The following is an 18075-nucleotide window of genomic DNA, read 5'->3' on the forward strand; positions in this document are numbered from 1 at the left end:
GAGCGAAGCGACTGAAGCAACCTCGTTCTCGCCCCGGCTTCGGTTCTCATGACGTCTTATCCGCTCAGAGCATTCAGCGGCGTGTGAGGTGCGCATGCGCCGCCAGCGCGCGGTCCCGGGCGGCGGCATGGTCCACGACCGGGTGCGGCCAAGTTCGGCCAAGTGTCACCCCGGCGGCGCGCAGCGTCTCCGCCGGGGCCTCCCAGGGACGGTAAATCCAGCGGTTCTCAAGCCCCGCCAGCTCCGGCGCCCACCGCCGGACATACGCGCCGTCCGGGTCAAACTTCATCCCCTGGAGGACCGGGTTGAACACGCGGAAGTAGGGGGCGGCGTCGGGGCCGCAGCCCGACGTCCACTGCCAGCCCAGCGTGTTGTTCGCCGCGTCCGCGTCCACCAGCGTGTCGAGGAACCACGCCGCGCCCGTCTGCCACGGGAGCAGCAGGTCCTTCACGAGGAACGAGGCCACAATCATGCGGACCCGGTTGTGCATCCAGCCGGTGCGCCACAGCTCGCGCATGCCCGCATCCACAATCGGGTAGCCGGTGCGGCCGCGCCGCCAGGCTTCGGCGGCGTCCGGGTCGTCGCGCCAGGGAAAGGCCGCGAAGGTCTCCCGCAGGGGGGCGGTCTCGGTGCGCGGGAAGTGGAACAGCATGTGGTGGCCGAAATCGCGCCAGTAGAGCTGGCGGATCCAGGCCTCGGCGGCGGACTCGGCACCCCCGCGCGCGGCGGCGCGCGCCGCCAGTTCATGGACAATGCGCCGCCCGCTGATTTCGCCGAAGTGCAGGTGCGGCGACAGGCGCGAGGTGCCCTCCACACCCGGCAGGTCGCGGGCCGTGGGATATTCGGAAAGGGCACCGTCGGCAAAATCCGCCAACGCTTGCGCCGCCCCCGCTTCGCCGGGGCGCCACGCCTCCCGGAACCCCGCCGCCCAGTCGGGTGTCGGCAGGAGTCCCAGGTCTTCAACGGCGAGGGAGGCGGGCCAGGTGTCCGGCGCGGGGATGCGCGCGGGGGCGGGCAGGGGAGGGGAGGGGGCCTGCGCGGACGCGGATTTCCAGAACGGCGTGAACACCTGGAACGGCCCGCCGGACTTGGTCAGGGTCGTCTCGGGGTCCGCCAGCAGGTTCGGGGCGCAGGCGTGGCACCGGGCACCCAGCGTCTCCAGCGCCTCCCGGACGCGCGCCTCGTCCCGCCGCGCGGACGGTTCCACTTTCCGCTCCCATCCCACGGACCCCGCGCCGGTCCTGCGCGCCAGTTCCTCCAGCACATGGGCCGGATCCCCGCGCCGCAGCACCAGCCGCGACCCGCGCGCGCGCAGAGCCGCGTCCAGGCGCTCCAGCGAATGATGCAGCCACCAGCGGGATGCCGCGCCCGGCGCGCAGGGGGATAGGTCCGCGTCGGGATGGATGAACACCGGAAGCACCGCGCCGCCCGCCCGGCAGGCCTCCGCCAGCGCCGGGTGGTCGTCCAGCCGGAGGTCATTGCGCAGCCACACGATCGCGGGGGAACCCATTTGTCTGACTTCCTTTGGAGAGACCGATAACAAGGGAAGAACATGGGCAGGATGCCCATGCCACCTCAAAGAGCCGGCCGGGAGGTGGCACGGGCTTCCAGCCCGTGTCTTCATCTCACTCGTGACCCGAACATGGGCAGGATGCCCATGCCACTTCAGGAAGACCGTCAGGGAGGTGGCACGGGCTTCCAGCCCGTGTTCTTGTCTTCTTCTAACACCCCGGCCTCAGCCCCGCATTTCCCCGCCGCAATACCTTGCCACCGTGCCGGGGCGGATTTCCCCGTGCTCCGCGATGTCGCCGAGGAAATAGGCCGTGGTGTTCGGGGTCCGGGCCATCGTGTCCCGGTTCACATGCAGGAGCCCCCCGCCCGTGGTGAACCCTTTCTCCCAGGCAAACCCGTCGAGCAGGGGCTGTGGAAAAAAGCCTTCGACACCCAGCGGCGGCTCCTCCGCCGCGCGGCGCAGGATACGCTCCAGATGGTCCCGGAGCCGCGTGCACCGGGTGGGGCCTTCACCCCCGGCACCCGGGATACCCGTCACGAGCACCGGCACACCGTGCGCGGCCATCGCCACCAACGCCCGCTCAAACCCGTCCGCGTCCGCCGGGGCGTCCTCCAGGCACAGCGAGAACCCCGCGCCGTGCCGCCCGACCTTGGCGTGGGAGAACCGCGCCGCCCCCGGGCTGAACCCGGCGCGCACCGCGCCGCCCCAGGAAAACGCGATGAAGTCAGGCTTTCCGCCCTCCTCCCGCGCCGCCGCCTCGAAGAACGCGTGGTTCAGCCGGTGGCGCAGGCGTTCGGCGGCCCGCCAGTCCCAGGGGCTGTCCGGGTCCCACGGATCCACCTCGAAGGCCCGCACCGACGCGCCGACCCGCGCGTCCGGCCGCAGGGCGCGCAGGATGCGCGCCGCCGCGCCGTGGGCCGCCGCGAGATGCCGGCGGATCGTCTCCGGGGCGCGGCGTCCGCGCGCGCGCCCGGGCCACACGCCCTCCGCCTGCGACCGCGTGATCCAGTGCTCCGGCTCCACCACGGGCACCCAGTCGCGGCACAGGGGCGCCAGCGCCTCCAGCGCCGTCCGCGCATAGGCCTCAAACCGTGCCGCCGCCCGCGCGCCCGCCCAGCCGCCCTCCTCCGCGAACCAGCGCGGCGCGGCCACCTCGTGCAGCGCCGCCACGGGCGTCAGACCCAGGTCCCGCATCCCGGCGAAAACTTCCGCGTAATGTGCCAGCGCCGCCGCGTCCACCGTGTCAGGCTCGGGACACACCCGCGCCCACGACAGGCTGACAAAAACAGCGTTCAGCCCCAGCCTCCGCGCCAGGGCGAAATCCGCCCCGTGCCGGTTCCAATGGTCCGCGGCGGTCTCCGAGGTGGACCCGTCCGCGATCCGCTTCGGACGCTGCTCCCACCGCCACCAGTCGCTGTGGAAATCCCCCCCCTCCGTCTGGTGCGCCCCCACCGTCGCGCCGATGAGAAAACCCTCCGGCAGTTTCGGGCCCTCCTGCGGCTCCTGGGTGCGGCGGTGTTTCATGCGTCATTCTCTGCGGCGGCGGGAGACTTGCGGTCGCGCAAGGCATAGAAGGTCCAGCAGAGCAGGATCGGCCCCCAGAAGACAATGATCGGCCACCCTTCGCGAAGGAGAACACCCGACCAGATTGCATGGGCACGTTCGTCAAGCACACCTGACGTAATGCCTTTCTCAACAACCCCGCGGAGGGCCAAGCACTTTTGGGTGACTGCGAGGACTTCAATCAGCGAGAAGACCCCGTAAAAAATGCCCACCTTGGAGAATTTTGGCAGCAACATCCATAGGAGAGGGATCATGCCAGCGAAGGCGGCCTCCGAAGCAAAACGGGCCGTCAACTCTATCCAACTCACATCGAAGTCCGGCGGGTAGCTGATGGTTCCACCTAAGAAGCGATACAAAAGGCGGGCAAGAGAAAACACGCCCACAATTGTGAACCCGGTCCATGAACGATTGTGTCGGTTGAATGATTTTGGCGGGCCTGTCACCTCCGGAGAGGGAGCGTCGTTCTGAGCCAAGGAGACGCGTTGGGAGGTGTCCGACGTCTGTCGGAAGTTCCATGGGAAGAACGGGGCAACGTAGTTCCGAACATACCACACAACCGCGACCACGGTGAAGAAGAACATGAATGCCGCCAAGATCGTGTCTTTCTCCAGACCAAAGCGGCGCATGACATAGACTGCCAGCGGGGAAAGAACGACGATCCCTATGCCCACATAGACCTTGATGAAGTAGCCCCGCCATTCCTTTTCGAGCACTCGAGCCTTCCTTCTCCTGTTTCTTTGCCGGCATCAGGACATCCCGCCGGTCTCCACCGAGCAAGAGCATACCACCCTTTGCTTCGTGTTTGGAAAGACGCGATCAGCCAGGGCATCGCACCAAAGTGCCCCCCGGGAAGGGCCTGCGAGCAACATGACCGTCCCTGTGGTCCGTGACTTGGTTCTTGTTGTCCCGAAGGGACATCCGCCTATAGCCCAGGCCAGGCCGCCGCCCGAAGGGCCAGGCCTGCCCTGGGGAGCAGGCACCCCAAAAAAGGTGCCCTGAAAGGGCAGCCGAAATTCCTGTTTCGAAAGAAGACGGAGCAGATGGAATGCCTTCAGCACGGAACCACGACGTGCAGGTCTTCTTCGTGGCGCAGGCGTCCCGCCTGCCTTGTCTTTGGGCACCCGCCACAATTTCGGCTGCCCTTTCAGGGCATGATCTGCTCTGGCCCGGACAACCCAGGGCAGGCCTGGCCCTTCGGGCGGCGGCCTGGCCTGGGCTATATTCGGCAACGCTTTCAGCGTTGAAGACATCGTGGAAAGGCAATGAACGGACTCCTTCCGGAAAGGACTCACGGATGTTGGTGCGATTGCCCTACCCGATCAGCAAGAAGACTTCTCACGACAATAGCGGAAGTGCGGCATCCGGAGGCCGTGCTATCATGTGCGCGCGGGAGGTGGTCTCCCAGAGGCACGGCACGCTCATGGCCCGGTGCGACACACCCTTGACGCGGATTACCTCCGCGCCGCTTGTTCTCCTGCTGCTTCAGCAGCCGGGGCTGGGGATCCGTTCGGCGAACCGGCTGCTGGACGTGTTTGGGGGGGACCCGGCGCGGTGGCGGCCTTTGGCGGGGTGGCCGATTGCGCGGGTGCTGGCGGCGCATCCGATGCTCACGCCGCACCAGGCGGAGTGGGTCGCACAGATGCCCTGGGCCGAGTGGGCGGCGTGCGAGGAGGGGCTGCGGAAGGCGGAGGCGGACGGGGTGCGCGCCGTGTGCCGGGGGCAGGAGGGGTATCCGGAGGCGTTTGAACCATGCCTCGGCGCGGACGCTCCGCCGCTGCTGTATCACACGGGTGATCTCGCGCTGGCATCTGCGGTGGCCGGGGCCGTGGTGGGCACGCGCTCGCCGAGCCGCACCGGCCTGCGCGCGGCGGGCCGCTGCGCGGCGTCGTTGGTGCGCGGGGGGGCGGTGGTGGTGAGCGGCGCGGCGGCGGGGGTGGACACGGCGGCGCACGAGACGGCTCTTCGCAACGGCGGCCGGTCGGTGGCCCTGTTTCCCCAGGGGCTCCTCACGCTGGCCCCGTGCGACGCGTGGCGGGAGGCGGTGGCGGAGGGACGCCTGCTGCTGCTGAGCGAGTGCCCCCCCCACACGGGATGGCAGACCCATGCGGCCGTCGCGCGAAACCGCCTCATCGCCGCGCTGGCGCGGGTGGTCTGCGTGGTGGAGCCGCGCAAGATGGGCGGCAGCATCCAGACGGCGCGCCACGCGGCGGCGCAGGGCCGGGCCGTGTTCGGCGCGGGCCACACGCGGCTGCCCCAGGCCGTGCGGTCGCTGTTCCGTCCCCTGCCGGAAGACGATGCGGCATTGGACGCCGCGCTGGGCGCGGAACTGGAGAAACCGGTTGTTCCGTCCGCCGCCGGCGCGGGGGACAAACTTTTTTAACGCCAAGGCGCCAAGACGCAAAGGGAGGGACGCGCTCCCCGCTTCCGTCACCCCCGCGCAGGCGGGGGTCCATGCCTTCAATACGCGGCGCAACCCATAGCCACAAGATGGGTTCCCGCTTTCGCGGGAATGACGGACAAGGGACGGAAACCGAAGCGCGCTCTGACACGGTCTTCACACAGACCCAAAGCAACGGACAAGGAACCCGAAAATGACCCTCCTCCCCATAATGATCCTCCTTGCGCAGGGCGCCGTCACTTTGACGAACCCCGACTTTGCGGCCGGGCTGGAGGGGTGGCAGGTGCCCGCCGCCGAGGGGGTGACCGTGGAGGCGGTTCGGGACCAGGAGCGTCCGGCGGTCCGGGTGGCTGTCGCCGATCCGGCCCCCAAGGGCTGGTGGATCGTGTCGCAGGCGTTTCCGGTCACCCCCGGCGATGCGGCGCTCGGTGAGGCGGACGCGCGCCCGGTGGCGGTGCGCGACGGCGCGGGGGCCTATCTGACCATCGAGTATCTGGGGGCGGACGGCAAACGGGTGTCCGTGGAGCAGACGGAGATGCCCCCCGCCGACGGGCTGACCACGCGGCTGCGGGTGCTCTCCATCGCTCCGGAGGGCGCGGCCACGGGGAAGTTTTGCCTGGTCTTCAACGGTTTCGGCGAGGCCTTCTTCTCCAAGGCGGCCCTCAGCGTGAGCCCGCCGCCGCCGCCCCCGGCGAATGACGGGCCCGTGACGGTGCGCGTGACGGACCAGACGGCCTGCGCGTCGCTCATAGGCTTCGGCGCGGAGGACGACGGGTGGTTCTACAACGCGGACAACCGCGCCAAAGGGGTGACGGAGGAGGACTGCCGGCTGCACGATGAACGCGTCGCCTGGATGGAGCCGGACTGGGTGCGCATGTTCTTCTGGTACCCCGACTGGAACCCGTCGGGGGACTGGGAAACCTTCGACTTCGAGACGGACAACCTGCGCAGCCACCACCGCGCGCTGGACCTGTACCAACGGCTGGGCGCTCAGGTGAACGTGGTCGGCGTGGAGTGGGGCGTGAAGGACCCCTTCGGCGACCCGGCGAAACTCGCCCATGCCGTCGGCGCGCTCATGGAGCACCTCATCAGGGACCGGGGCTACACCTGCGTGCGCTCGTGGACCCTCACCAACGAGCCCAACGGCCACTTCATTCACTCCGGGTACGACTTCGCGCGGTTCCGCGACATCCATCTCGCCGTGCGCGCGGAGTTTCAGCGGCGCGGCCTGGACGTCTCCGTTGTCGGCTCCGACGACACGGGGGGCTTCGCGTTCTTCTCCCGCTGCGTGAACGACCCCGGTTACTTCGGCGCGGCGGACTACTTCGTGTCCCACCGCTACCTCCAGCATTCCAGCCGCCGCATGATGTCCGTCTTCCTCGACGAGCGCCTCGCACTGCTGCGGGAGAAGGCGCCGGAGAAGCCCTTCGTCGTGGGCGAGTTCGGGTTTCAGGACAAGCGGTCGGGCACGCTGGAAAACCCGCTCATGGAGGAGTACGACTACGCCCTGTGGACCGCGGCCTTCGTCATCGAGGGGCTGAACAAGGGCGTGGCCGGGTTCTCCGTCTGGTGCCTCTGCGAGATGTACTACCCCGGCAATGGGTTCATGAACTACGGCCTGTGGAACTTCAAGGACGACGGCTTCCGCACGCGGCCCGTCTACCACGCGTGGGCGCCCTTCAGCCGCCTCACCCGCCGGGGCGACGCCGTGCGCCGCTGCGAGGCCTCGCCCGCCGGGCGCGTCACCGCCGCCCACGCCGGGGACACGCTCTTCTGGGTCAACGAGTCCGATGTTCCCGCCGAGGTGATCATTGAAGGCGCGTCGCCCAAGACCGTCCGCATTATGACCGAGGACACCCTGGCGGGCGACCGCGACTGCGGCAGCGAAGCGCCCCTGGAAAACAACCGCTTCACCGCACCCCCGCGCAGTTTCGGCTACGCGCGCTGAGGGAGAGAAAGCACCTGCCCGGTGTTCGGCTGCGAAACAGCATGCCACCCCCCGAAAGGGTCAGGTGTCCGCGCGCGTCCCTGTTTCCGCCACCCATGCCTCGTGGAGGGCCAGAAGTTCCCGGACGGTTTCCGGGTGGTCGGCGGCGAGGTTGCGGGACTCGGACGGGTCGTCCGCCAGATTGGCGAGGAAGAGGGCGTCGTTTTTGGTCAGCGATTTGGGGTTGACGATGTCCACGGGGTTGCCGATGAGTTTCCAGTCGCCGCGGCGCACGGCCCACTGGGCCTTGGCACCGGTGCCGGTCTGCCAGTGAAGCGCGTCGTGGGGCGTGGGCGCGGCGGGGTCCTGCAGCACGGGCACGAGGCTGCGCCCGTCGAGGGGCACGCCAGGCGGGTCCACGCCGCAGAGTTCGGCGAGCGTGGGCAGCCAGTCGCAGCCGTGGCCGGTCTGGCCGCGCACGGCGCCCTCGGGCAGGCGGCCGGGCCAGCTGATGATGGCGGGCACGCGGATGCCGCCCTCGAAAAAACTGAATTTCGCCCCGCGGTACGGCCCCGCGTTGCCGCCGCCAAAATGCGCCCGCTCCTCCACGGAGTGGCCGTTGTCAGACTGGAAGACGACGATGGTGTCCTGTGTCAGGCCCAGCTCGGCGACCTTGTCCAGGAGCCGGCCGATCCGCGCGTCGAGGGTGGACACAAAGGCGGCGTAGAGGTCGCGTGGATAGGGCACGCCGTCCTTCCGGTACTTCTCCAGCCATTCCGGGTCGCCCTGGTAGGGGTAGTGCGGCGTGTTCATGGCGAAGTACAGGAAGAACGGCGCGTCGCGGTGCGCCTCCAGGAACCCGGACGCCTCCTCGACCATCAGGTCGGGGAAGAAGCGCCCGTTAAGAAAAACCTCCTGGCCGTTGCGGTACAGGTCGTGGCGGTTGGGGCCCTGCCAGTAGAAGAAGTGCGAGTAGTTGTCTATGCAGCCGACCATGTGGCCGAAGGAGTGGTCGAAGCCCTGGCCGTTGGGCATGGTCTCCGGCGTGTGGCCCAGATGCCACTTGCCGACGTGCGCCGTGGCGTAGCCCGCCGCGCGGAACATCTCGGCCATCGTCACCTCGCCCGGCGGCAGCCCGTCCTTCTCGCCCACGTTGCCCGGCACGCCCGCCCGCAGGGGGAAGCGCCCCGTGAGCAGGCCCGCCCGCGACGGCGAGCATACGGACGACGGCGCGTAGAACTGCGTGAAGCGGACGCCGCGCGCGGCCAGCGCGTCGAGGTTCGGCGTGGCGAGGTCCTTCGCACCGTAGCACCCGGCGTCAATGCAGCCCTGGTCGTCCGTGTAGATGACGATCACGTTGGGCCGTCGCGGCGCGTCAGCGGCCCGCGCCGCCAGACCGGCCGCGCACACCGCCCCCGCGGCGGCAAGAAACCCCCTTCGGGTCATGCTGGGACGGCTGGAATTCCTGGGCATGGCGTGTCCTCCCGCGGCTGCGCCGCCGCGTTGGAGGCAGGGTAACACAAGCCCGGCGGCGCGCGCATGGGTGTGAAAGGGAAGGCGCGGACCGACACGGACCCCGCCATGGAGGGACACGGACAGGATGGACGACATGGACTGGATGGACGGCATGGACAATGTGGAAGACTGCACGGGCTCGGCGAAACCACCCGCCGGACTTGCGTCCATCCAGTCCATGTCGTCCATCCTGTCCATATCGTTCACGCAGCCTGTGGGGTTGGCTCGCCGGCTTGGCGCCTCCGCCGGGACGGTATATACTTGCGCCAACATTGGTCGAGGAGCGGAACCATGGACTTTCTGGCCACCTGGCTGGCGGTGCAGTTTCTCAGCGGACGTGTCTTTTTCTTTGGCTTGCTCGCGGCCGCCGTGGCGGTTTGCGTGTTTCATCTGATGGCCCGGCCTCGGGTCCGTTCCTGGCTGGGCATCGCCGCAGGCCTGTCCGCCCTGCTGGTCGCGTTCTCGGCGACGCCGCTTCCTTTGTGGGCCCATGGGTTCTGGTTTGTCGCCCTCGCCGCAACGCTCCTCCTGCGGCGTCCCCCGCGGCGACGGGGCATCACGCTGGCGGTGTTCTGCCTGCTGTCTGCGGGCCTGGCCGCATGGGAACTCCCGCGACAGTTCATACGACCGTTCCCGCTCGCCGCCGATGAAACGTTCCATGTGATCGGGGACTCACTGAGCATGGGGGCGGACACACCGGACGGCGACTGGCCCAACCTTCTGGGCGGGGCGCTGGGAATCCCCATTGTCCGCCACGCCCACGCGGGCGCGACGGTGGGCACCGCGCTTTCCTACGCCGATGAGATCCCGGAGGACCAGAAGGCCGCCGTGTTGGTCGAGCTGGGCGGCAACAACCTGCTGGGCGGCAAGGGCGATTTCGCGCGGGAGCTGGACGAGATGCTCGGCAGGCTCCGCCGGAGCGGGCGCCGCGTGGTCATGGTCGAGCTGCCGCTGCCGCCGTTGTACAACGCCTACGGCACCGCCCAGCGGCGGCTTGCCCGCCGCCACGGCGTGACGCTGATCCCCAAGCGGGTGCTTGCGGGGGTTTTCGCCGCGCCCGGCGCCACAACCGACGGCCTGCACCTCTCCGATGAGGGGCATCGCGCGCTGGCTGCCGCACTGGCAGAGTGCTTCACCGTTGCCCCTTCCGCTTCCTAGTCCTTCATTTCCCGCCTCTCTTCCGCCCAAGGTGGAAAAACTGCGTTTTGCTTTACTCCGGCGGCGGAATCGCGTACAATGGGGCAACACTAACGAACGGTAGGTATAACGATGGAACAGACACCGCTCGAATCGGGGAACGAGGCCGAGGCCCGGCTGCTGGAAAGCGCCCTGAAAATCTTTTCGGAAAAGGGCTATGAGGGCACCAGCATCCGGGAAATCATTGAGGGGGCCGGGGTGACGCGCCCGGTGCTTTATTACTATTTTCAGAACAAGGAGGACCTGTTCCGCCGCCTCGTCGAGCCCCTCTTCAATGAGTTCATCACGGGGCTGGACCAGGTGCCCGACCTGTACGCCGACTGTCTGGGCCGCCTGAAGGCGGTCATGCGGATGACCTTCGACTATTCCGAGCAGTATCCCCTGACCATCCGGCTGGTGTTTCAGATGTACTTTTCGCCGCCGCAGTGCGGCCCGAAACTGGACAAGTCGGCCTTCCGCCGGAAACGGTTCCAGGTGGTCGAGCGGATTGTGCGCGAGGGGCTGGAGCAGGGGGACCTCGCCGGGGGCGACGCGCAGAGCCTCGCGCTGGTGTTTGTGGGGGTGATGGACACGTACATCATGGCCAAGGGCCAGATGCCGGGCATCCGCCTGACCACGGAGCTGGCCGAGGGGCTGGTGGACCTCTTCTACTACGGCGCGTGCTTCAAGGACATCCCCATGACCGCGCTGGTGAGCCCGTTCCGGTACGTCTGAGCGGAGGGCTCAGACGTAGACGTCCCGCGCGCCGGCCTTCACCTTCTCCACCATGGTGGACGCCTTCTCCCGGAGGTTGGGCGGCATTTCCCCTAGGGCCTGCGCGATGCAGGCCTCGCCCGCGGCGCGGGTTTCCGGGCTGCCGTAGTGGACCAGGAACTCCATGAAGGTGCTCAGGGCGTTCACGCCGCAGTAGCTCTTGATGAGCCCCGGCTTCGCCAGGTCCATGAAGTCGGCGCCCGTGCGGCCCATGCGGTAGCACCCGGTGCAGAAGGACGGGATGTAGCCCAGCTCCGCCACGTCGCGGATCACCTCGTCCACCGGACGGTGGTCGCCGAGGGAGAACTGGCTGGCGTCGAACTTCTCCTCCTCGCAGTAGCCGCCGGGGTTCGTGCGGCTGCCCGCGGAGATCTGGGACACGCCGAGGGCGAGGGTCTCGCGCCGCATTTCGGGGGTCTCGCGGGTGCTCATGATCATGCCGGTGTAGGGCACGGCGAGGCGCAGGATGGCGACCAGCTTGCGGAAGTCGTCGTCGCTGACGGGGTGGGGCGGGTTGTAGGACATGTCGGCGCCGACGGCGGGCTCGATGCGGGGCACGCTGATGGTGTGGCATCCGACGCCGAAGCGCTTTTCCAGGTGCGCGATGTGCTGCATGAGGGCCATGGCCTCGAAGCGCCAGTCGTACAGGCCGAACAGGACGCCCATGCCGATGTCGTCAATGCCGGCCTCCATGGCGCGGCCGGGCGCGGAGACGCGCCAGTCGTAGTCGCTCTTGCGGCCCGACACGTGCACCTGGGCGTAGGTGGGCCGGTGGTAGGTTTCCTGGAAGAGCTGGTAGGTGCCGATCTTTTTGGCGTGGAGGGCTTTGAACTCCTCCACCGTGAGCGGCGCGAGGTTCACGTTGACCCGGCGCACCTCGCCGTTGCCGTGCTTGACGGAGTAGATGGTGTCTATGCACTTGAAGATGTAGTCCAGCCCGTCCTCCTCGGGGTAGGACTCGCCGGCCACCAGCAGGATGCGCTTCTGGCCCTGGTCAATGATGTTCCGGGTCTCCTGCGCCACCTCCTCCTGCGTGAGCGCCCGGCGGGTCACCGCCGGGTTGTCGCTGCGGAAGGCGCAGTACTTGCACACGTTCTTGCAGAGGTTGGACACGTAGAGGGGGGCGAACATGACGATGCGCCGCCCGTAAATCTCCTCCTTCACCTTCCGGGCCGCCGCGAAGAGCCGCTCCAGCAGCTCCGGATCCGTCACGGTGGTTAGGCAGCCGACCTCCTCCTCATTGAGCCCCTTCATCTCCAGCGCCTTGTCCAGCACCTCGCCGACCCGCGCGGGATCGGGCTCCCCGGCGGCGATGGCCGCCTCAATGCGCGCGACATCCAGGGGGACGGTCTCCGAAAACACACCCATGGCGATGAATCCTTAGAGTAATGCGGGCGGGGAAACATGACGAGCCAACCCCGGGCGCGATTGGACCTCGATTATAGCAACATTCGCCTGAGAGGAATCATTCCGGGCAAGTTCAGCCGCTGCGGGGACTTCCGGAGCGCCCCCCCGCCGGGAATACAGGCACCGGCGCGGCGTGTCTCTGGGGCAGAGGAAATGACCATGAACACCCCGGCCAAATGGATGCTCGCAGCGGCGGTCTTGATGTCCGTCGCGGGGTGGGGCGCGTCCCAGGAGAACGGCATGCGACCCTTGACCCCTGAGGAGGAGCACGTCATCGTGCAAAAGGGGACCGAGCGCCCCTTCACCGGGAAATATTACCGCCACACCGAGGCGGGCACCTACACCTGCCGGCGCTGTGGCGCGCCGTTGTACCTGTCCCAGAGCAAATTCGACGCGGGCTGCGGCTGGCCGAGTTTTGACGACGAGATCCCCGGCGCGGTGACGCGAAAGCCCGACGAGGACGGCATGCGCACGGAGATCCTGTGCGCGAAATGCGGCGGGCACCTCGGTCATGTGTTCCTGGGCGAGAATTTTACCCCCAAGAACACTCGGCACTGTGTGAACTCGGTATCCCTCGACTTCGTGCCGCAGGGCGCGGATCAGGCCGCGCCGCAGGCAGTTCCGCAGCCTGTGGTCGCGGGCCCCCAGCGCGCGATTTTCGCCGGTGGGTGTTTCTGGGGCGTGGAGTACTATTTCCAGAACGCTCCGGGCGTGATTTCAACCCGCGTGGGATACATCGGCGGCGGCAAGCCCAACCCCACCTACGAGGAGGTGTGCAACCACGGCACCGGCCATGCCGAGGCGCTGGAGGTGGTGTTTGACCCGGCCAAGACCACTTTCGAGGCCCTCGCGCGGCTCTTCTTCGAGATACACGATCCCACCCAGGTCAACCGCCAGGGGCCCGACATCGGCGACCAGTACCGGTCCGTCGTGTTCTACCTCGACGATGCCCAGCGGCAGACCGCCGAGCACCTGATCGGCCTGCTGCGCGAAAAGGGCTTCAACGTGGCCACGCAGGTCGTCCCCGCCGGGGAGTTCTGGCCCGCCGAGGACTACCACCAGCAGTACTACCAGAAAAAGGGGTCCACCCCCTACTGCCACGTCCGCGTCAAGCGCTTCTGACCCCGCCTTTCCGGGTTCCGCATGTTCGGCGTCTCCACGGTGAATCCCCTCCGATGGGCCCGCCCCGCCGCCGGTGTGCTATGATATTTTGATGCGAACCCGGTCTTGAGGACGCCCCCGATCCGGCACGGTGCCGCGCGCGGGGGCGTGTTTTTCATGGAGTGCCGTTGCCGTGATGGATGAGGTGAGAAAACCCCGGCTGACCGAGGTGGTGGCGATGAAGTCCCTGCTGGACGAGGCCGCCGCCGCGGGTCAGGTGCTGCCCCGGCAGCTCCCGGAACTGTACGAGAACGTGCGCGATTTCCACGTCCACGCCGACGACAGCGGCGTGGGCGGCCTGGTGGCGCTGCACATTGACATGGTGGACCTGGCGGAGGTGCGGTCGCTGGCGGTGCGCCCGGACCTGCGGGGGCGCGGCATCGGCCGGCGGCTGGTGGAGGCGGTGCTCGCGGAGGCGTCTGACCTGCACATCACGCGGGTCTACGCCTTCACCCGGATGCCGGAGTTCTTCAAGAGCCTCGGCTTTGCCGTGGTGGACCGGGCCGAGCTGCCGTACAAGGTGTACAAGGATTGCCAGCGCTGCCCGCTGTATCCCAACTGTGACGAAATCGCCGTGGCGCGGCGGCTTGACGCCCCCGAAGCCGCGCAGGGAATGGAGGTAATGCCATCATGAACACATGCACGGGAACGCTCGGTTTTCTGGGGTTTGGCAACATGGGCCTCGCCATTGCGGCGGGTCTGCTGGACCGCAAGGTCTATCCGGCGAAACGCATCCTGGTGTTTGACCCCGAATCGGCCCGGCAGGCGGCGGCGCGGGAAATGGGCCTGCGGGTGGTGGAGACGCCGCGGGAGCTGGCGGCGGCGGCGGACACGCTGATGTTCGCCGTGAAGCCCCAGGTGTGGCGCGCGGCGGCGGAGTCTCTCGCCTCGGCGCTCCGGGGGGACGCGCTCGTCCTCTCCATCATGGCGGGCGTGCCCATTGCGGCGCTGCGCGCGGCCCTGGGCGGGAAGGCCAAGGTCATCCGCATCATGCCCAACACCCCGGCGATGGTGCGGGCGGGCGCTGCGGGCATCGCCCCGGGCCCCGGATGCGGCGAGGCCGACGCAGACCTTGCGCGGACGGTTTTCGAGGCCGTGGGCGTCGCGGAAATTGTGAAGGAAAAGGACCTGGACGCCATCACCGCCCTCAGCGGGAGCGGGCCGGCGTATTTCTTTCTGCTGGTGGAGTGCCTGACGAAGGCGGCGGTGGCCGAGGGGCTGGACGAGGCGGTGGCGGCGCGGCTGGCCGCGCAGACGGCGCTCGGCGCGGGGCGGCTGCTTGCGGAGTCGGGCGAGCCGGCCTCCGTGCTCCGGGAACGGGTCACCTCCAAAGGCGGCACCACCTTCGCCGCCCTGGAGACTTTCCGCGCCCGCAACTTCGAGGAGACCGTGCTGGCGGCGGTGCAGGCTGCCGCGGCGCGTTCAAGGGAACTCGGGAAATAGCGCCTGTCCGCCGTCGGGGACGGGTGCAGCCGGGTGCGGCGGCGCCGCAACCGGGAAAGGAGCGGCCATGGGACGGTTTGCACTGGCGGTTCTTCTGGTGTCGGGCTGCTGCGCCGCCTTCGGCGCGGGGGCACCCCTCTCCGGGGTCTATCTGCACCCCGTGGAGTACGCGGACGCGCCGGGGTCCGCGGAGGAGCGGGCGGCCCTGGTGGACGCCGCGCTGGACAAGGTGGCCGCCTGCGGGTTCACCACCCTCATCCCCTACGCCAACACCTCGGCGGGGCGGGACTTTTGGCCTTCCGGGGCGCCGGAAACCTCGGCGGGGGGGGACTGGGACGCGCTGGGGGTGCTGGCGGAGAAGGCGCGGGCGCGGGGGCTCCGGGTCATGCCCGGCTTCTGCCTGCTGATATCGGGGCATGAGGAGCCGCGCGGGATTCTTACGGCGCACCCCGAGTGGGCGCTGCGCGCCGCCGACGGCAAACCGCAGGGATACATTTCCCCCGCCAACCCCGCGGCGCGCGCGTGGGTGGTGGCCCACCTGCGGAGCATGGTGGAGCACATCCGGCCGGACGGGGTCATGCTGGACTACCTGCGCTATCCGAGCCAGGGGAACATCCGCCTGGACCCGGAGGGGGAAAAAATGTTTGACAGCCAGGCGCCGGAGGGGGAGACGCCCGCAGCGCGCAAGGCCCGGTTCCAGCAGTTCAAGGAGGACGCGATCACGGCCCTCATGACCGAGCTGAACGCCATGCTCCGCGAGACCGTCCCCGGCATCCGCACCGGCCTCTACACCTGGGGCGCCAGCGTGGCGTCCGGAAGCCCCGTCGGCCAGTGCTGGCCGCGCTGGGTGCGTGCGGGCATGCTGGACGTGCTGAACGTCTCGGGCTACTGCTACACGGAAAACTACGGCGAGAAGTACATGGAGGTCTTTGAGACGCGCCTGCGCGACGCGGCGGCGCTGGCCCGCGAGGCGGGCGGCAAGGTCGAGCTGACCTTCGCCCTCGGCGTGGTCACCAGCCACGGCGGGGTGAAGAAGCCGGAGGAGATCGGGGAGTACCTTGCCGTCGCACGGAAGGCGGGGTATGACGGCGTGGCGGCCTTTGCCTGGCGGACCATGGAGAAGTACACCGACGACGCCGCGCGCGCTGGGTGGTTCAAGCTGTCCCCCGCGCCCGGGGACACGGGCAAATGACCCGGATTTCCCTTCTCTTCCTGGGGGCCGCGTCTGCGGCGGTCCTGGCCTGCGCGGGCTGCGCCCGTGATGACCCCGGGTACGAGTATCTGGATAACGGCGTCATCCGCGTGGGAATCTCCAAGACTTGGGGCGGGGCCGTCGGTTATCTGGCCGAGAGCGGGCGTCCCGAAAGGAACTACATCAACCGTCACGACAGCGGCCGGCTGGTGCAGTACTCCTATTACGGGCTGCCCCGGTCCAACGACGGCGTGTATCCCGACTGGCCGTGGAACCCCGTGGCGGGGGGCGACGGGCACGGCAACCCCTCGCGTATCCTGAGCGTCAGCAACGACGGCACGACCATTGTGGTGCGGACCAATCCCCTGGATTGGTCCGGTGACGGACGGCGGACAGGGACGGTCTTCGAGACCCGCTACACCCTGGAGGGGCGCTCGGTCCGGATACAGAACACGCTGTACAACGACGCCCAGGACCACCACTCCGGGGGACCGGGCTTTGACCAGGAAATCCCGGCGCTCTATGTGACCACGGACCTCGAAACGCTCACCTACTACGGCGGCGACGCGCCGTTCACCGGCGGGGACCTTTCGCGGGCCGAGCCGGGGCCGCCCCCCGCGGGCATGCGGCTCCAGGCCACGGAATGCTGGGTGGCCTACGTCAACGCGGCCGGGTTCGGCGTGGGGGTGTGCGTGCCCGGCGTCACCCTGATCGGAAACGCCTTCCGGTCCGGGGAGCAGGGCGTGGCGGAGGATGACGCCGCCGACACCAACTACTTCGCCTTCTGCGGCAGGTTCAACATCACGCCGCACCTGGTCCGCACGGACACCGCCTATCTGGTGCTGGGAACGCTGGACGACATCCGCGGCCTGGCGGCGGAAAGGCGCGGGGAGACGGCCCCCGTCCTTGGGAGGGTGGTTGCTAAAGACGATGCGCCCCCCTGGAAGAATCCCCTCTGGCGGGACGGGCCGGTCCAGGGGGAGAGCGTGGTGTTTGTTGAAAGAGAGGCCGGGCTTCCCCCCGCCGCCGACCTCCTGTTCAGGCCGGAGTCCCCGGTCGAGCTCTGGAGTCCCACGACCGGGGAGGTGTTTGAGGAGGGGCGTGACTTCACGGTGGACTCCCGCAGGCGCCGGCTGGTGTGGGTGGAGGGGTCCCGCGTGCCCCACACCCCTTTGGGAACGGTGTTTCCCCCGCGCGGGCAGGGGGCGCTGCCCCACCGCAACGGCCGGAACGACCTCTACTGCGCCGCCTGGCGCCCTTTTCATGACATGCAGTTGGCCGTCTCCTATGCGCACACCGGCGACTGCTGGGAAGACCTCACGGAGTATGTTCCCACCGTGGCGGATGAAACGCTGCCCCGGACTCTGGGACGGCTGCGCGCCGGGGCGGCCGTGCATGTTGTGGTGCTCGGCGACAGCATCTCGGTGGGCGCCGACGCGTCGGGGTGGTGGGGCGACCTCCCGCCTTTTCAGCCGCCGTACACCGAACTGGTCGCCGACGCCCTGCGGACGGCCTACGGGGCCGACGTCCGGCTCACCAACCTGTCCGTCGGAGGCACCACCGCCGCCTGGGGCGTGGAGCAGTCCGCGGGCGTGGCGGCGCTGGCCCCCGACCTGGTGATGGTGGCCTTCGGCATGAACGACCAGGCGGCCGGGGTGCCCGCCGGGGAGTACGGGGAGTATCTGCGCCGCATCCTGGACAGTGTCTCCGCCGCAAGCCCCGAAACGGAGTTCATCGTGGTCGCGTCCATGCCCTCCAGTCCGGAATGGGAAAACACCTCCCTGCGTCGCTTTGAGGCCTACGCCCGGGAAGTGCGGGCGCTCCAGGGGGCGGGCCGCGCGGCGGCCGACCTGACCACCATCTGGACGGCGCTGCTCACCCGGAAACCCTTTTTCGCCCTCACCGGAAACGGGGTGAACCACCCGAACGACTTCGGCCACCGCATCCAGGCGCAGGCGGTTCTTGAACTGCTCGGAGCGTTTGGCACCCCGTAGCGTCCATGGTTT

At 68.6% G+C, this 18075-nt stretch carries 14 protein-coding genes; 9 read left to right on the top strand and 5 right to left on the bottom strand.

Annotation, left to right across the window (positions count from 1 at the left end):
- Positions 1-73: 73 nt before the first annotated feature.
- From GXY15_11080 to GXY15_11090, 3 genes are all read right to left on the bottom strand, one after another.
- Positions 74-1510, bottom strand: coding sequence for a deoxyribodipyrimidine photo-lyase (locus GXY15_11080; GenBank protein ID NLV41755.1), 1437 nt, complete (start codon positions 1508-1510; stop codon positions 74-76).
- Positions 1511-1735: 225 nt separating this feature from the next.
- Positions 1736-3037 carry a family 1 glycosylhydrolase gene (locus GXY15_11085; GenBank protein NLV41756.1) on the bottom strand — a complete coding sequence of 434 codons (1302 nt, stop codon included), beginning with the start codon at positions 3035-3037 and terminating at the stop codon, positions 1736-1738.
- Positions 3034-3789: a hypothetical protein gene (locus GXY15_11090; GenBank protein NLV41757.1), complete on the bottom strand. Its 756-nt coding sequence runs from the start codon at positions 3787-3789 to the stop codon at positions 3034-3036. The genes GXY15_11085 and GXY15_11090 overlap by 4 nt, the downstream gene beginning before the upstream one ends.
- A 665-nt stretch (positions 3790-4454) precedes the next feature.
- On the opposite strand from GXY15_11090, the gene GXY15_11095 reads away from it, so the two are divergent.
- Together GXY15_11095 and GXY15_11100 are read left to right on the top strand one after the other, a co-directional pair.
- A complete protein-coding gene (locus GXY15_11095; GenBank protein ID NLV41758.1) occupies positions 4455-5456 on the top strand; it encodes a hypothetical protein in 1002 nt (333 codons plus the stop codon).
- A gap of 211 nt (positions 5457-5667) precedes the next feature.
- Complete coding sequence (locus GXY15_11100; GenBank protein ID NLV41759.1) at positions 5668-7422, top strand: hypothetical protein; 1755 nt, start codon at positions 5668-5670, stop codon at positions 7420-7422.
- Positions 7423-7482: 60 nt separating this feature from the next.
- On the opposite strand, the gene GXY15_11105 is transcribed toward GXY15_11100, so the two are convergent.
- Positions 7483-8847 (bottom strand): sulfatase-like hydrolase/transferase, encoded by a 1365-nt coding sequence (locus tag GXY15_11105; GenBank protein NLV41760.1) that lies wholly within the window; start codon positions 8845-8847, stop codon positions 7483-7485.
- A gap of 360 nt (positions 8848-9207) precedes the next feature.
- Here GXY15_11105 and GXY15_11110 point away from each other — a divergent pair, with 360 nt between their 5' ends.
- Together GXY15_11110 and GXY15_11115 are read left to right on the top strand one after the other, a co-directional pair.
- Positions 9208-10074 carry a hypothetical protein gene (locus GXY15_11110; GenBank protein NLV41761.1) on the top strand — a complete coding sequence of 289 codons (867 nt, stop codon included), beginning with the start codon at positions 9208-9210 and terminating at the stop codon, positions 10072-10074.
- A 111-nt stretch (positions 10075-10185) separates the two neighbouring features.
- On the top strand, positions 10186-10827 hold the full coding sequence (locus GXY15_11115; protein NLV41762.1) for a TetR/AcrR family transcriptional regulator: 642 nt from the start codon (positions 10186-10188) through the stop codon (positions 10825-10827).
- A 9-nt stretch (positions 10828-10836) separates the two neighbouring features.
- On the opposite strand, the gene hydG is transcribed toward GXY15_11115, so the two are convergent.
- Positions 10837-12234: a [FeFe] hydrogenase H-cluster radical SAM maturase HydG gene (hydG, locus tag GXY15_11120; GenBank protein ID NLV41763.1), complete on the bottom strand. Its 1398-nt coding sequence runs from the start codon at positions 12232-12234 to the stop codon at positions 10837-10839.
- A 279-nt stretch (positions 12235-12513) separates the two neighbouring features.
- On the opposite strand from hydG, the gene GXY15_11125 reads away from it, so the two are divergent.
- The 5 genes from GXY15_11125 (at position 12514) to GXY15_11145 (ending at position 18063) form a co-directional block, all read left to right on the top strand.
- A complete protein-coding gene (locus tag GXY15_11125; GenBank protein NLV41764.1) occupies positions 12514-13395 on the top strand; it encodes a bifunctional methionine sulfoxide reductase B/A protein in 882 nt (293 codons plus the stop codon).
- A gap of 175 nt (positions 13396-13570) precedes the next feature.
- Positions 13571-14068, top strand: coding sequence for an N-acetyltransferase (locus GXY15_11130; protein ID NLV41765.1), 498 nt, complete (start codon positions 13571-13573; stop codon positions 14066-14068).
- Positions 14065-14877 carry a pyrroline-5-carboxylate reductase gene (locus GXY15_11135; GenBank protein ID NLV41766.1) on the top strand — a complete coding sequence of 271 codons (813 nt, stop codon included), beginning with the start codon at positions 14065-14067 and terminating at the stop codon, positions 14875-14877. Before GXY15_11130 ends, GXY15_11135 begins: the two co-directional genes overlap by 4 nt.
- Before the next feature lie 67 nt (positions 14878-14944).
- Positions 14945-16069 (top strand): family 10 glycosylhydrolase, encoded by a 1125-nt coding sequence (locus tag GXY15_11140; GenBank protein ID NLV41767.1) that lies wholly within the window; start codon positions 14945-14947, stop codon positions 16067-16069.
- Positions 16066-18063 carry an SGNH/GDSL hydrolase family protein gene (locus tag GXY15_11145; protein NLV41768.1) on the top strand — a complete coding sequence of 666 codons (1998 nt, stop codon included), beginning with the start codon at positions 16066-16068 and terminating at the stop codon, positions 18061-18063. Before GXY15_11140 ends, GXY15_11145 begins: the two co-directional genes overlap by 4 nt.
- Positions 18064-18075: the final 12 nt, after the last annotated feature.

Source organism: Candidatus Hydrogenedentota bacterium (assembly GCA_012730045.1).
Lineage (GTDB): Bacteria > Hydrogenedentota > Hydrogenedentia > Hydrogenedentales > CAITNO01 > JAAYBR01.